At 68.8% G+C, this 14,974-nt stretch carries 14 protein-coding genes, 1 tRNA gene and 1 pseudogene; 3 read left to right on the top strand and 13 right to left on the bottom strand.

Going from position 1 to position 14,974, the window contains the following annotated elements:
* Positions 1–17: 17 nt before the first annotated feature.
* From ACLBXO_RS03420 to ACLBXO_RS03370, 11 genes and pseudogenes are all read right to left on the bottom strand, one after another.
* Positions 18–1,079, bottom strand: a complete 1,062-nt coding sequence (locus tag ACLBXO_RS03420) for a putative sulfate exporter family transporter (protein WP_053622208.1) — start codon at positions 1,077–1,079, stop codon at positions 18–20.
* Between the two features lie 182 nt (positions 1,080–1,261).
* Entirely contained in the window at positions 1,262–1,846 is a 585-nt protein-coding gene (locus ACLBXO_RS03415) for a histidine phosphatase family protein (protein WP_083461092.1), read from the bottom strand.
* A gap of 500 nt (positions 1,847–2,346) precedes the next feature.
* Positions 2,347–2,907 (bottom strand): annotated as a pseudogene (locus ACLBXO_RS03410) (L-serine ammonia-lyase, iron-sulfur-dependent, subunit alpha); the annotation flags it as partial.
* Positions 2,908–3,053: 146 nt separating this feature from the next.
* Positions 3,054–3,422 carry a RidA family protein gene (locus ACLBXO_RS03405; protein WP_447684512.1) on the bottom strand — a complete coding sequence of 123 codons (369 nt, stop codon included), beginning with the start codon at positions 3,420–3,422 and terminating at the stop codon, positions 3,054–3,056.
* 28 nt (positions 3,423–3,450) lie between these two features.
* Positions 3,451–4,848 carry an FAD/NAD(P)-dependent oxidoreductase gene (locus ACLBXO_RS03400; RefSeq protein ID WP_447684511.1) on the bottom strand — a complete coding sequence of 466 codons (1,398 nt, stop codon included), beginning with the start codon at positions 4,846–4,848 and terminating at the stop codon, positions 3,451–3,453.
* Positions 4,845–5,150 (bottom strand): (2Fe-2S)-binding protein, encoded by a 306-nt coding sequence (locus ACLBXO_RS03395; protein WP_447684510.1) that lies wholly within the window; start codon positions 5,148–5,150, stop codon positions 4,845–4,847. Before ACLBXO_RS03395 ends, ACLBXO_RS03400 begins: the two co-directional genes overlap by 4 nt.
* Positions 5,131–6,270, bottom strand: a complete 1,140-nt coding sequence (locus ACLBXO_RS03390; protein ID WP_447684509.1) for an NAD(P)/FAD-dependent oxidoreductase — start codon at positions 6,268–6,270, stop codon at positions 5,131–5,133. Before ACLBXO_RS03390 ends, ACLBXO_RS03395 begins: the two co-directional genes overlap by 20 nt.
* Positions 6,267–7,064 carry an ABC transporter permease gene (locus ACLBXO_RS03385; protein WP_447684508.1) on the bottom strand — a complete coding sequence of 266 codons (798 nt, stop codon included), beginning with the start codon at positions 7,062–7,064 and terminating at the stop codon, positions 6,267–6,269. Before ACLBXO_RS03385 ends, ACLBXO_RS03390 begins: the two co-directional genes overlap by 4 nt.
* Complete coding sequence (locus ACLBXO_RS03380; protein WP_447684507.1) at positions 7,061–7,921, bottom strand: ABC transporter permease; 861 nt, start codon at positions 7,919–7,921, stop codon at positions 7,061–7,063. The genes ACLBXO_RS03385 and ACLBXO_RS03380 overlap by 4 nt, the downstream gene beginning before the upstream one ends.
* Complete coding sequence (locus tag ACLBXO_RS03375; RefSeq protein ID WP_447684506.1) at positions 7,918–8,958, bottom strand: ABC transporter ATP-binding protein; 1,041 nt, start codon at positions 8,956–8,958, stop codon at positions 7,918–7,920. The genes ACLBXO_RS03380 and ACLBXO_RS03375 overlap by 4 nt, the downstream gene beginning before the upstream one ends.
* A 96-nt stretch (positions 8,959–9,054) precedes the next feature.
* Entirely contained in the window at positions 9,055–10,080 is a 1,026-nt protein-coding gene (locus ACLBXO_RS03370) for an ABC transporter substrate-binding protein (RefSeq protein WP_447684505.1), read from the bottom strand.
* A gap of 108 nt (positions 10,081–10,188) precedes the next feature.
* Here ACLBXO_RS03370 and ACLBXO_RS03365 point away from each other — a divergent pair, with 108 nt between their 5' ends.
* A complete protein-coding gene (locus ACLBXO_RS03365; protein ID WP_447684504.1) occupies positions 10,189–11,097 on the top strand; it encodes a LysR family transcriptional regulator in 909 nt (302 codons plus the stop codon).
* 424 nt (positions 11,098–11,521) lie between these two features.
* Here ACLBXO_RS03365 and ACLBXO_RS03360 read toward each other — a convergent pair.
* Positions 11,522–11,596, bottom strand: a tRNA-Gly gene (locus ACLBXO_RS03360).
* A gap of 250 nt (positions 11,597–11,846) precedes the next feature.
* Here ACLBXO_RS03360 and ACLBXO_RS03355 point away from each other — a divergent pair.
* Complete coding sequence (locus ACLBXO_RS03355; protein WP_447684503.1) at positions 11,847–13,616, top strand: N-acetylglutaminylglutamine amidotransferase; 1,770 nt, start codon at positions 11,847–11,849, stop codon at positions 13,614–13,616.
* Positions 13,617–13,734: 118 nt separating this feature from the next.
* Positions 13,735–14,559 (top strand): class II glutamine amidotransferase, encoded by an 825-nt coding sequence (locus tag ACLBXO_RS03350; protein WP_447684502.1) that lies wholly within the window; start codon positions 13,735–13,737, stop codon positions 14,557–14,559.
* A gap of 10 nt (positions 14,560–14,569) precedes the next feature.
* Here the strand turns inward: ACLBXO_RS03350 and ACLBXO_RS03345 are convergent, their stop codons facing one another.
* Complete coding sequence (locus tag ACLBXO_RS03345; protein ID WP_331317477.1) at positions 14,570–14,908, bottom strand: hypothetical protein; 339 nt, start codon at positions 14,906–14,908, stop codon at positions 14,570–14,572.
* Positions 14,909–14,974: the final 66 nt, after the last annotated feature.

The raw sequence follows: 14,974 nt of genomic DNA, 5'->3' as shown, positions 1-14,974 counted from the left end.
CGATGCCATAGCGCGGATCAGACGAGGCCGAGCACATGGATCAGGCCGAGGCTGACGGCGCCGAGGGCAAGGAGCGACGCGACCACAGCGAGGGTCACCCGCGCCCCGGCCTTGGCGACGCTGCGCACGTCGACCCCGAGGCCAAGCGCCGCCATCGAGATTACGGTCAGCACGTTGGCGGTCTCCGACATCGGCGCGAGCGCGACTTGCGGGATCAGCCCGGCCGAGCGAAGTCCCGCGAGCGCCAGGAAGGCGAGGATGAACCACGGCACCAGGCGCTGGATCGCGAGGCCGCCGCGGGCCGGGCGGTCGCCGGCGGTGACGGCAGGCGCGGCCTCGTCGGTCTCCTCGCGCAGCCGGCTCGCACCGAGCGATAGCATCAGAACGACCGGCCCGAGCATCAGCACCCGGACGAGCTTCACCAGGGTTCCGACCTGGACGCTGAGCGTCGCGACCGGCGCGGTGGCGGCGAGGACCTGCGGCACGGCGTAGACGGTGAGGCCGGCAAGCACGCCGTACTGCATTGGCGACAGGCCGAGCAGCGGCACCAGCAGCGGCAGGCCGAGCACCACCAGCACGCCCAGGACCGCGGTGAAGGCGATGGAGGCGGCGACGTCCTCGCCGTCGGCGCCGATCACCGGAGCGGTGGCGGCGATCGCCGAGTTGCCGCAGATCGAGTTGCCGCAGGCGACGAGGATTGCCATGCGCGAATGCAGCCCGAGTGCCCGGCCGATGCCGTAGCTCGACAGGATTGCGACCACGACGACGCCCGCGATGCCGAAGAGCAGGCCCGGGCCGGCGGCGAGGATCGTCGCGAGGCTGAGCGACGCGCCGAGCAGTACTACCGCGATCTCCAGCACGGTCTTGGCCCCGAAGGCGATGCCGGGAAAGAAACGCTGCGACGGGGTCCAGGCGGTGCGGACCGCGCTCCCGAGTAGGATCGCCAGCACCAGGGCTTCGAGCCAAGCGCGACCGAACAGGCGCGTCTCGACGGCCTCAAAGCCGACCGCTGCGGCGGTTACCGCCACGCAGAGGCTCAGTCCCGGAAGGATAGTTCTCGTGCCGGCCAGAGCACGCATCGATCGAGGGTGGGAGACAAGTCTGGGGGCGGACATGGATGGCTCCGATGTGATGCCGGAGAATCCCACTGCCCTTTCATTCAATCCAACGGAATGATTAGATGCTTATCATCAATGAAATAGATGAGTTAGACTCCCTTCGCGGCCTTTGAAGATCCATTTTGGGGGGCCGTCAGGCGCATTCAGCCGTCGATGCAGCCTGCCTTGATCGTCATGTCCGCGGCAAACTCGTAGATCCTAACGGAGCCCGTCGCGAGTTCGAGGTGCTCGATCTCCGCCGGGCTGAGGTCTTCGAGCGCCATAACGAGGGCCCGTAGGCAATTACCATAGCCGACGACGAGCACGTCCCTGCCCATGATCGCGGGTAGGATGGATCGGAGGTAGCATGGCACGATGCGGGCGACGGTATCGCATAGGATCTCACCGTTCGGCAGCGTCTCGGCGTAGGAGCAGCGCCAGGTCTTGATCCGCTCCGCCCCCCAACACGCATCGGCGGCGGTCTGGTCGGTCGTCGTAGTCCCGCTCGTCGAGCGCGGCGAAGCGTTGGGGATTAGGCCGGGTTGCCCGAGCGCATCGAGGATAAGCCAGCCGCTCACGACGGCCCGCGTCAGCGTCGAGGTGAAGGCATCGGAAAAGCGCCAGCTGCGCTTGGCCAAACGCCGTCTGGCTGCCTCTGCCTCTAACCGGCACTGCTTGGTCAAGGGCGAGTCCAGCAATTCCGTAAATAGACCGAATTGGTTGGCTACGCTCTGGCCATGCCGGACCATTACGAGACGTCGCGTGATTGGGGCTTTGCGATCGTGAATCCCGCTGTCTCCGAGACATAGCACTTCCGCGCCGGTCGCATCGCCTCTGATGAAGTCGGCATCCGGCTTTAACGAACTTCGACCCTGAGATGGGTTCGACCGTCCATCCGAAGAAGGCGGTTCATCCTAGGTCCGCTTTAGAACGTTTTGCGACTGAAAGCAGCCAAGCTGCTTCCCACCCATCTGAGACGAGCACATGGGCGCTGCGCATCGGCCGGATCTGGCCGAACGCGGAAGGTCCTCTTACAGCGTCGAAGAGAGCAGATCCGGAAGGCTGCACCATCCGCCAGTTGCGCCACGCAGGCTTGGAAACCAGAGGGCCGAGCGAAGCTCCGAGGGAGGATGGCGCTCGGGCGACGAAGGCCGCGCGCAGCGCCGTTCTAACTCATCCTCCGAGCTGCCCGGACAGGCGGTAGGCTCTTGCCTCAGCACTCGGGGAGGTTGACGGCGAGACCACCGGTCTAGGTTTCCTTGTAGCGGGTGCTCATATCGCGGCCGGTCTGCCTCATGGCCTCGATGGAGTTGTCGAGGGGCATGATGTGCGTGCCGTCTCCCCGTAGCGCCAGCGAAGCGGCGGCGACGGCCTAGATCGCCCCGAGGCCGTTGCGCTCGATGCAGGGCACCTGCACCAGCCCCCGGATCGGGTCGCAGGTCAGGCCGAGATGGTGTTCCAGCGCGATCTCGGCCGCGTTCTCGACCTGGGCGTTCGTGCCCCCCAGCGCGGCGCACAGGCCCGCGGCGGCCATGGCGGCGGCCGATCCGACTTCGCCCTGGCAGCCGACCTCGGCCCGGGAGAGCGACGCGTTCGTCTTGATGATCCCGCCGATGGCCGCGGCCGTCAGGAGGAGGTCGCGGATGCCCGCATGGTCGGAGCCGTGGCAATGGTCGCGGTAGTAGCGGATGAAAGCCGGGATGACGCTGGACGCGCCGTTCGTCGGGGCGGTCGCGGGCGCGCGCCCAGCCCGGTCGCGCAGCGCCTGGACGAAGTGGTGGGCCGCGAGCATCGGCCCCATCGTGTTCGAACTCGAGGGCCCGATTCCGATGCTGAAGACATCGAAGATGCTCAGGAACATAGACGCTCGCGGTCCTTGCCCGATGATGGCGGAGGCGTCCCGGTCGGATGGTCAAATCCGCCGGTCCGGTCCTGACCCCGATCCAGCCCGTCGCATCAGGGCCGCGATGCCCGCAGCGCCGTCACCGTCATCTCGACGAGCAAACTCGGCGTGGCGAGTCTCGCCTCAACCGTCGTCCGGGCCGGGGCACTTCCCTCCGGCATCCAGGCCTCCCAGACGGCGTTCATCGCGTCGAAATCGGCCATGTCGCGCAGATGGATCGTCGCGGTCAGAATATGGGTGCGCGAGGAGCCGGTCTCGCCGAGGAGGCGGTCGATCCGCGACAGGACCTCGCGGGTCTGGCCCACGATGTCGGCGATGTCCGTCCCGCCCGAGGTCTGGCCGCAGAGATAGACGAGCCCCTGGGCCTCCACGATCTTGCTCATCCGGGCGTTGGTGTGCAGCCGTGTGATGGCGGCGGTCATCGCGAAGTCCTCTCTCGGTTCGTAAGGGTCAAACGGGCTCGCGGGCGAGATCCGCCATGGCGGCGAGGGGCACCGGCTTCACCGGCATGCGGACGCGCATGTAGCCGATCGCCTCCGGGTCGCGCCCCGTCTCGGCGGCCATGGTCTCGCAGACCGTGAGGCCACAGAGGCGCCCCTGGCAGGGACCCATCCCTGCACGGGAAAAGAACTTCGCTTGGTTCGGTCCCTGTGCGCCTTGCCGGGCGAGGGCGCGGATCTCGCCGGCCCGCACCTCCTCGCAGCGGCAGACGATGGTCTCGTCCGCGGACGGGACGCGGCACCGGTCGGGCGGCCGGTAGAGGGCATCGAGGAAGCGCCGTCCGCGCAGGGCCTTTCGTGCCGCGCCGCGCGGGCCGGCGGCGTCCGGCGCGTCCCGGCCCAGGTCTCGCAGGACGGCGAGGGCCGCCAGCGTCCCCCGGTGCTCGGCCACCTGCGCGCCGGCGATTCCCCCCGTATCGCCCGCGACGTAGAGGCCGGGCCGGTGCGTCCGGCCGTCCGGGCCGAGTTCCGGCTCGAAGGCGAGCCGGTCCGAGTTCCAGCGATGCGGGACGCCGCAGGCCATGGCGAGGTTGACCTGAGGCACGACGCCCTGGTGCAGCAGCACCGTGCGGGTCGGCAGGACGTGCCGTCGGCCGCCGGCCCGGTAGAGGATCTCGGCGACACGCCCGTCTCCCCCGAGGGAGAGATCCTCGACGCCGCGGACGATGCGCGTCGAGGCGAGCACCTCGCGCAGGAGCCCGATCCCCTTCCAGGCATAGGCGGTGCCGAGGAAGGCTGGCAGGTGCGGCAGAGCCGCCAGCCAGTTCCGGCGGGGGGCGGTGTCGAGCAGGGCCGCGACGGGCACGCCGAGGCGGGCATACTGGGCGGCGAGGAGATAGAGGAGCGGCCCGGTGCCGACGAGGTGCAGGGGGCCCTCGGGCACGACGCCGCTCGCCTTCAGCATCGTCTGCGCGGCGCCCGCCGTCATCACGCCGGGGAGGGTCCAGCCCGGTACGGGGAAGGGCCGCTCGTGGGCGCCCGTGGCGATCAGCACGCACCGGGAGCGGACCCGGCGCCCGCGCCCGCCGATCATCAGCCCGGTCTCAAACCCGCCCTCGGGGGCGGGCTCGACGAGGAAGACCGTTGCGCCGGGTATCAGCACGGCGCCCGAATCCGAGAAGCGCCGGGCGAGGGCCGCGCCGAGCCGGTAATCGGAGCCCAGCGCCGGGCTTCCCGGAAACGGCTTCAGCACCGACCGGTAGATCTGGCCGCCCGCCGCCTGGGATTCGTCGGCGACGGTCACCGCCAGTCCGGCCCGCCGGCCGGCGATGGCGGCGGCCATGCCGGCGGGGCCGCAGCCCACGATCAGCAGGTCCTGGGGGGCGTCCTGTGGGGCTGGGTCGCTCATGGCCTGTCCTCGTCGCTGAGGTGGCGGCCCTGCCCGCCCGTCACGATCACCATCCCGTCGCGGACGGGTTCCAGGCACGCCTGCCGGTGGCCGACGCCGTCGATGGCGACGAGGCACTCGAAGCACACGCCCATGCCGCAATAGGCGGCCCGGGGCGTCCCGCTCCTCAGGGTCCGGCGGAATGGACCGATGCCGGCGAGCAGGAGGGCCGTGGCGACGGTGTCGCCGGCGGCGGCGGCCACGGGCCGCCCGTCCACGACCACCCGGCAGGTCTCGGCGGCCTCATGCAGCCTGCGGAACATCGGCGAACCTTCCTGCTGCGAACGGGGCCAGATCCTCGGACCACGTCTCCGCCGCGATGCGCGGTGCGAGTACGAGGGCGTGGGCGGCGGCGAGGGTCACGCCGCTGTGGCATGTGACGAGATAGGCGGCCGGCAGGGTGCGCGACCGCTCGTAGATCGGGTGCCCGTCCGGGCTCATCACTCGCAGCGCCCCCCAGCTGCGCACCACCTGCGCCCGGGCGAGCAGGGGAAACATGCGCACAGCCTGGTCGGCGATCCCACCGAGCACGTGGCTCTGCGTGCCGTCGTCGAAGCCGACCTCCTCCTTCGAATCGCCGATCATGACGCTGCCCTCGTCGGTCTGGCGGACCGTGCCGAGGGGATGGTCGAGGAAGGGCGCCACCTTCTCGGTGACGATCACCTGCCCCCGCTGCGGCCTCACCGGCGCCCGCAGGCCGACCATCGGCGCGAGGCGGGCATTGTCGAGCCCGGCGGCGAGGACGAGCGTCCGCGCCCGGATCTCCCCGCCACCCGTCCGGACGGCGACGCCGCGCGGATGGCGGGCGATGTCCTGCACGGGAGTGTTCGGCCGGTACCGGATCCCCTGCGTCTGCGCCGCACGGTGGAGCGCTCCGAAGAGCCGGAGCACGTTCACGTGGCCGTCGGCCGGGCAGTAGATCCCCCCGGCCACCTCCGGCCCGATCGCCGGAAGCCGGTCGCCGAGGGCCGACCGGTCGAGCACCTCGAAGGTTGCCGGCGCGGCGAGCTGGTTGTGGAGCCGCGTCATGCGCCCGGCACGGTCCTCCAGGTCGGCCGCACTGAGGCTCAGGCTGAACCCTCCCCGGCGGGAATAGCCGAGGTCGATACCCGTCTCCCGGCTCAACCCGGCGGCGAGGCCGCCCCAGAGATCCGCCGACCGCAGGGTCCAGTCCGCGTAGGCCGGCATCGCGAGGCCCTTCCCCTGCACCCAGATGAGGGCGAAGTTCCCCCGGGATGCCCGGTGCGCGACGTCGCCCTCGTCCAGGACGGTGACGCCGCGGCCCTGGCGGGCCAGCCCGTAGGCCAGCGCCATCCCGACCAAGCCGCCGCCCACCACGACGACGTCGTGCGAGTCGGGGCCGTCCTGCATCAGCGGGTTCATGCGCGGGTCTCGCCGACGAACAGGCGCTCAAGACCGTAGAATTTATGTACGACGATCATGAAGAGCACCGTCAGCACGATCATCAAGGTTGAGACCGCGCAGATCAGCGGGTCGATGGAATCCTGGATGTAGTTGAACATCAGCACCGGCAGGGTCGTCGTCGAGGGTGAGGCGATGAACACCGTCATCGTCACCTCGTCGAAGCTCTGGATGAACGACAGGGCGAAGCCGCTGGCGATGCCTGGGAGTATGAGCGGCAGCATCACCCGCCGCACCACCGTCGCCCGGGACGCGCCCAGGGAGAGGGCGGCATCCTCGATCCGCCGATCCATGCCGTTGGCGCCGGCCAGCACCATCCGCAGGGCGAAGGGAAAGATGACGACGACGTGGCTGACGATCAGCCCGAGCAGGGTCCCCGACAGGCCGACGCTCGAGAAGAACCTCAGGAAGGCGATCCCGAGCACCACGTGCGGGATCATCAGCGGCGCCAGGAACAGGGCGCTCAGCGCGTCCCGCCCGGGGAAGCGATGGCGGGCGATGGCGAGCGCCGCCGGCGTGGCGAAGACGACCGCCGTCACCGAGGAGGCCGCCGCGATCAGCAGGCTGGTGCGGAAGGCCGAGAGGAATTCCGGGTACTCCACGAGCCGCCGGAACCAGCGCAGGGAGACGCCGTGGGTCGGCAGGGCGAGGTAGCCCTCCGGCGTGAAGGCGACGACGCAGACCACCAGCATGGGCGCCACGAGGAACGCCATGAACAGCGCGTGGAAGAGGAGGGCGAGGGGGCCGTTCTTCATGCGAACACCTGCTGGTAGCGTCGCTCGACGAACCGGTTCCAGCCGACCACGATGGCGACGATCCCGACGAGGAGAAGCACCGCGACGGCGGCGCCGAGGGGCCAGTTGAGGGTGTTCAGGAACTCGTCGTAGGCGAGCGTCGCCGCGACCTTGAGGCGGCGCCCGCCGATGATCGCCGGCGTGGCGAAGGCGCTGGCCGACAGCGAGAACACCACGATGCTGCCGGAGAGGATTCCGGGCACGGCCTGCGGCAGCACGATTCGGCGCAGGATCGTCAGCTTGGCGGCGCCGAGCGATTCGGCTGCCCGCTCGCTCGCCGTATCCATCCGCGAGAGCGAGGCCCAGACCGACAGGACCATGAACGGCACGAGGACGTGGACGAGGCCGATCACCACCCCGGTCTCGGTGAACATCAGCGAGACCGGCCCGGCGCTGAGATGCGTCGCCTGGAGGGCCTGCGAGAGCAGCCCGTTGCCGTTGAGCAGGATCGCCCAGCCGAGCGTCCGTGCCACGACCGAGACCAGCAACGGGCCGATGACCACCAGGATGAAGATCGAGCGCCAGGGCTCGCGCATCCGTTTCAGGATATACGCTTCCGGAACCCCCAGGAGGACGCTGATCGCCGTGACGGTGAGCGAGATCCGCAGGGTTCGCAGGAAGATCTCGGCGAAATAGGCGTCGCCGAGGACCTCGGCGTAGTTCTGGAAGTCGCGCGTGGCGACGATGCCTCGCGCCGAATCGAAGGCGTTGAACGACAGCAGCACGGTCATCGCGAGGGGCACCGCGAGAACCCCGAGGAAGAGCAGCGCGGCGGGGCCGACGGCGGCGTAGGGCGAGGGAGATCTCGACGCGCTCATGCCGCCCTCTCCTGATCGCGCAGCTGGGCATGGGCCCCCTCGAAGCCGAGCACCACGAGGTCACCCTCGGCGGGGGCGGGGCTGCCATCGTTCTGGCGGATCACCACTGTGCGGCCGGCGGCGGTCTCGATCTCGAACAGCCAGTGCCCGCCCTGGAAGACCCGGGCCTTGACGGTGCCGGGCAGTCCCGGAGCCCCTGGTCCAGCGAAGTGGATCTTCTCGGGACGGACCGTCAGCTCCGTCGGCCCGGACACCGCCCGTCCGACGGGGACGAGGTGGCCCGCGATCTCGATCGCCGAACCGCGACCGGTCCCCCGGAAGACGTTGGTGGTGCCGAGGAAGGAGGCGACGAAGGGCGTCGCCGGGCGCTCGTACACGTCGAGGGGGGCGCCGACCTGCTCGATCCGACCGGCGTTCATCACCACGATCCTGTCGGAGAGGGCCAGCGCCTCCTGCTGGTCGTGGGTTACGAGGATCGTGGTGGTCCCCAGCGTGCGCTGGATCTGGCGCAGCTCGATCTGCATCTCCTCGCGCATCTTGGCGTCGAGGTTCGAGAGCGGCTCGTCGAGGAGCAGGATGGAGGGCCGGATCACCAGGGCCCGCGCCAGCGCGACGCGCTGCTGCTGCCCCCCCGACATCTGCCGGGGGAACCGCTCGCCCTTGTCCGCGAGGCCGACGAGGGCGAGCGCCTCTGCGACCCGCCGGCGTACCTCCCCCCGGGCGACGCCGCGCATCTCGAGACCGAAGGCCACGTTCTGGGCCGCGCTCATGTGCGGAAACAGGGCGTAGCTCTGGAACACGATCCCGAGGCCCCGCCGATTGGGGGCGAGCTTGAGCAGGTCGGCGCCATCCAGCGTCACCGTTCCGCCGCTGGGCTCGAGGAAGCCCGCGATCATCTGCAGCGTCGTGGTCTTGCCGCAGCCCGAGGGCCCGAGCAGCGAGATGAACTCGCCCTTCTCGACGGCGATATCGAGGGATTGCAGGACCTGCACGGTGCCATAGGATTTTCGCAGGCCACTCAAGACAAGATACGACATGCATCCTCCCGCCCGCGATGGTGCGGGTCTGATGGGGCATAGGGGGATGCGGCGCGCTGCCGAGCCGCCCCCGTCATCCGTCGCGGGGCGCGCGGCCTAGCGCTCGATTTCCCGTGTCCAGCGCTTGTTCCAGGCGTCCCGGACGGGGTTGATCACCTGCCAGTCGGCGGCCACGAGCTTGGCGGCCTTGTCGCCGACCGGCATCATCCCGGGGCGCTGGATCACGGCGTCCTTGTTCACCGGGGCGGTGCCGCCCGCATCGGCCAGGATCGACTGCACCGCCGGCGACAGCATCATCTTCATGAAGGCCTCGGCCTTGGGCGAAGGGGCCTTCTTCGCCACCGTGCAGATGGCGGTCATCACCACAGGCGCGCCTTCCTTCGGGTAGGCGAAGTCGACCGGGAAGCCGGTCTCGGCAAAAGCCTGCACCCGCGAGGAGCCCCAGACCGCCAGGATCGCCTGTCCCGTCTGGAACAGTTCTGTAATCTTGGCCGGCGACGGCTCGAACGCCAGGATGTTGGGCGCCACGTCCTTCATCGCGGCGAAGCCCGGATCGATCTTGGCCTCGCTGCCGCCATTCATCCGCGCCAGCATCACCACCGTCAGCAGGCCGTAGCCGTTGTTGAGCGGGGGCATGACGATCTTGCCCTTGTACTTGGGATCCTTCAGGTCGTTCCAAGACGTCGGCGGCGCCCAGCCGTTCTCCTTGAAGACCTTGGTGTTGTACATCAGCCCCGTAGCGATGATGCCCAGGCCCGACGCCTTGTCGCCGAAGATGTTGGCGACCGGCTGCAGCTTGCTCCGATCGATGTCCGGGGTGGAAGCGCAGAGCCCGAGCGACACGGCCCGGCTCATCGGGCCGTCGTCGATCAGGGCGACATCGTATTCCTGGTTGTCGCGCTGGGCGAGGAGCTTGGCCAGGGTGTCGGTCGAATTTCCGCCGACATAGGTGACCTTGACGCCGTTCTCCTTCTCGAACTTCGGAAGGATCTTCTCGCGGATCGCCGTCTCCGTCGAGCCGCCATAGCCGGCGACGACGAGGGATTCCTGCGCCTGGAGCGGGCCTGGGAGCGAGAGAAGGGCGAGGGCGAGCCCCGCCGTGATGCGCAACCGCCTGCTCATGACCTGCATCCCCCGACCTCGATGAGTGCCGACTGTCCCGCAGCCCGTCGATCAGCGCAAATTCATAATTGACGCTCTTGCATGCGCAAATATTATCGAACGATGCGCATGCAGGCCCGCCAGATCGAAGCGTTCCGCGCCGTGATGCTGACAGGCGGCATGACGGCTGCCGCCGAAACCCTGCACATCACTCAGCCCGCGGTCAGTCGCTTGATCAAGGATCTCGAGGCGACGCTGGACCTCGTCCTGTTCCATCGGCGCGGCAATCAAATCACCCCGACGGCTGAGGCGGTCGAACTCTTTTCAGAAGTCGAGCGCACCTATCTCGGCCTCGAATTCATTGAGAAACGGGCCAACGACCTGCGCAATCTCGAGAGAGGGTCGTTGCGGATCGCCGCGCATCCCGCGATGGCGCTCGGATTTCTGCCCCATTACATTGCCGCCTTCGTACGGCAGCACCCGGATTTGTCGATCCTGCTCGACGGAATTCCCTCCCATCTGGTGCTGGAGCGTGTGGCCGGCGGACAGTTCGACCTGGGCTTCGCGGCGCATCCGGTGGAGAGGCCGTCCCTCAGCCTCACCCCGATCCCGGCTTCGGCTGTCGTGATCCTGCGGCGCGACCATCGTCTGGCCGATCGAGACCGGATCTCTGCCGACGATCTCGTCAACGAGCGAATCATCCTTCTCGGGAAGGGCAGCCTTTTCCGGCACAAGGTCGAGAGCGCGTTGGGTCCAGCGGCCAGCTACCAGAGGATCGAGACTCCCCTCTCGGCGATCGCGTGCTCGTTCGTGCTCGAAGGACTTGGCCTGACGATCACGGACCCTTTCTCGGCGATCAATCTTCTGGCCAACGGAATCGTCGCCCGGCCCTTCGTGCCGCCGATCGATGTCGGGGTGACCCTGGTCGTACCCAACCACCGCGAGCCGTCGCGGCTGGCCAATGCGTTCATTGACGGCCTCGCGCACGGTATCGAGAGCTACCTCACGACGGTCGTCGGCGCTTCTCCGCGGCCGTAACGCGTCGGAATCTGGTCTGCGAAAGCATCCGACATCGCCGACGTCCGTTCAGTTGCCGCTGAAGAGGGCGGCGGTTCGAACTATGGACTGATCACGTCCGCTCTCGGCGACGGACGTTTCCGATGATTCTCGACCGCGAGGGGTACCGAGCAGCCTGTCTGTTTCCCGGATAACGGCTGCTGTCAGCCGATATAGGCTGGCCCCGAACGGGGCGGTCGACTCAGGGCGGCGTCTCGGTCGATCCAACCTGAGTCCGCAGCCGATCTCGTCATTCGGTCCGAGATCAGAGCCGATGTTGAGGAAGGGGTGTCAGAGTCCGAGGCTTCGTCCGACTCGGATGGGATTCCGAGTGGTTTCGGGGAGCGGCGGGGAACACCGCGTCCGATCAGGTCTCGAAGAAGAGCAGCCGGGTCAGGGTTTTGACTGGAGCGGGCGATCGGGATCGAACCGACGACATTCAGCTTGGGAAGCTGACGTTCTACCACTGAACTACGCCCGCCGACATGGCCGGCACGAACTGGCGCGGAACTCGAACTCCGAGTGGCGCCGTCCGCCCATGTACGGTCGTGGTTTAGCAGTTCGACGACGACGGCGTCAAACGCCAAGCGCACCTTCGCGCCGCGGCAAGCGGGGTCCGACGTGTGGATGACCGGCGCGCCGTCCGGGCGGGATCGGCGGAACGCCGCGGCGCGCGGGCCGTTTCGCTCGGCGGCGCGCGCAACGCGCCGGACCGAGACCCTGCTGGCATCATGTGTGGAATCTGCGGCGAGATCTGCTTCGACCGGCCGGCTGACCCCGCCGCCGTCGACGCGATGATGGGGTGCCTGCGGCCGCGCGGCCCCGACGCCGCGGGGCTCTTCGGTTCCGGCCGGGTCGTCTTCGGCCATCGCAGGCTGAAGATCATCGACCTGTCCGAGGCCGGCCAGCAGCCCATGGTCGATCCGGCCCTCGGACTCGCGATCGTGTTCAACGGCTGCATCTACAATTTCAGCGCCCTGCGCGCTGAGCTCGCGGAGATGGGCTACGGCTTCTTCTCGACGAGCGACACCGAGGTGGTGCTCAAGGCCTATCACGCCTGGGGACATGCCTGCGTCGAGCGCTTCGCCGGCATGTTCGCCTTCGCCATCCTGGAGCGGGATTCCGGGCGGGTCGTGCTGGCGCGCGACAGGCTCGGCGTGAAGCCGCTCTACTACAGCGAGACGAAGGGCCGGTTCCGCTTCGCCTCGTCGCTTCCGGCCCTGCTCGCCGCCGGAGACGTCGATACCGCGATCGATCCCGTCGCGCTCCACCACTACATGAGCTGGCACGCGGGCGTCCCGGCTCCGCTCACCATTTTCAAGGGCGTCCGCAAGCTGGCACCGGCCACGATCCTGACGATCGAGTCGGACGGGACTCAGCACAGGTCAACCTACTGGACGCTGGCGATCGGCCCGCGCGAGGCCGATCGCGGCCGGACCGAGGCGGATTGGCGCGAAGCCGTCCTCGAGGCCCTCGGCACAGCCGTCGAGCGCCGGCAGGTCGCCGACGTCCCGACGGGGGTACTGCTCTCGGGCGGCCTGGACAGCTCGCTGCTCGTGGCCCTGCTGGCGCGCGGCGGACAGCGCGGCCTGAAGACCTTCTCGGTGGGCTTCGACGCGGTGAACGGCGTCGAGGGCGACGAGTTCAAGTACTCGGACATCATCGCCGAAACCTTCGCCACCGATCACACGAAGCTGGCCGTCGATGGCTCGCGGACGCTGGAGGCGCTGCCCGCGGCCATCGCGGCGATGTCGGAACCGCAGATGAGCCACGACGCCGTGGCCTTCCTCCTGCTGTCCCAGGAGGTCGCCAAGCACGTGACGGTGATCCAGAGCGGGCAGGGCGCCGATGAGGTGTTCGGCGGCTATCACTGGTACCCGAAGCTGATGGGCTCGACCGATCCGGTCGCCGATTACGCGAAGGCGTATTTCGACCGCGACCACGCCGAGATGCGGGAAGCCCTGATGCCCGACATGCTGGGCGGCGATCACAGCACCGACTACATCGCGGACTTCTTCGCGAGATCGCTGAGCGACAGCGCCATCGACAAGACCCTGCAGCTCGATCAGGAAGTCATGATGGTCGACGACCCGGTCAAGCGGGTCGACAACATGACGATGGCCTGCGGCCTCGAGGCGCGGGTGCCGTTCCTCGACCACGAACTCGTCGAGCTGGCGGCCCGCATCCCGGCGGAGCTCAAGGTCCGGGACGGCGGCAAGTACATCCTGAAGGAGGCCGCGCGGGCGGTCGTCCCGGCCGAGGTGATCGACCGCAAGAAGGGGTACTTCCCGGTTCCGGCGCTGAAGCACATCCGCGGCCCGTTCCTCGACTACGTCCGCGATATCCTCGACCGGCCCGAGGCGCGCGCGCGCGGCATCTTCAACCGCGCCTACGTCGATCACCTGCTCGCCGATCCCGACGGCACGCTGACGCCCAAGGGCAACTCGAAGCTCTGGCAGGTGGCCCTCCTGGAGAGCTGGCTCCAGACGCACGGCGTCTGAGACGGGTCGCGGCACGCCTTTCGCGACGGATCGTGATCGACTGCGCGCTCAAGGTGCCGCGCTTTGTCCACGATCGTCCCGGATCAGCCGGTCGACAGACACCCGGAGAAGCCCGTCGATGTGCCGCTGGATCGCCTATGCGGGACGCACCATCCCGCTGGAGCACTACGTCACCGAGCCGTCCCACAGCCTCGTCTCGCAGAGCATCGCGGCACTCGAATCGACCGCGGCGACGAACGGCGACGGGTTCGGGCTCGGCTGGTACGGCGATCATCCGGAGCCCGGCCGCTACCGCGAGGTTCAGCCCGCCTGGTCGGACGACAATCTGCGCTACCTGTGCCGGCACCTGCACTCGCACCTGTTCTTCGCCCACGTGCGCGCCGCGACCGGGACACCGATTACCCGTCCGAACTGTCATCCCTTCGCCTGCGGCCCGTGGCTGTTCATGCACAACGGCTATATCGGCGACTGGAGCCGTCTGCGGCGGCCGGTCGAGGCGCTGATCCCCGACGAGCTCTACCCGTCCCGAGCGGGCACCACCGATTCCGAGGCGATCTTCCTGGGGTTGCTGGGCTGCGGCCTGATGGGACCGGGCCCGCGCAGCACTCCGGTCGAGGCGACGGCGCGCGCGCTCGCGCGGCTCACGGACCTCGCCGGCCCGCACCCGTTCCGCTTCACGGCGGCGCTGGCGGACGGCCGCGATCTCTACGCGTTCCGGTACGCCGCGAACGACAAGGCCAACTCGCTCTACTTCCGCGCCTCGGAGGGCGGCGTGGTCGTCGCCTCGGAGCCGCTCGACCGGGATCACGGCACCTGGACGACGGTCGCCGAGAACAGCGTGCTCGTCGCGCGGCGCGATGCGCCGGTGGAGATCCTGTCGCTCGCGCAGTTCGGCCTGGCCGCGCCGCCGGTCGACGACTCGGTTCGCCGGCTGCGCGCCTGAGCGACGCCCTTCAGGCGACGCGGGAGAGGCTGCCGCTCTGGGAGCCCTGCGCGCTGCGGGCGGAATCGTAGGCGCGGTTGCGCAGCGCGGTCTCGCTCGGGAGCTGGTCGATCACGTTCCCGGACGACGGATCGACCACCTGGAACACGATCGAGCTGGTGTCCGGGTCCTGGATGTACCGCGCCTTGCCGCCGTTCGTGCCGATGTCGAGCTTCACCGCCGGCTCGAGCGGCTTGGCAGGGGTCTCGGGCTCGGGCGCCTGCTGGGTCACGGCGGCGGCGGCCGTCGCTCCGAGCGCGTCGAGGCCCTGCGGCCCCGGCGTCGTGGATGTCAGCGTTCGGATCTCCATCGCCGGTCTCCTGCGATCCTGTGATCGAAGGATTGAGGCGCGGGCCTGCCTAATCGTTCCTTAATG

The sequence above is a fragment of the Methylobacterium sp. C33D genome (assembly GCF_053345825.1).
This window is presented reverse-complemented; position numbering and strand designations above follow the sequence as displayed.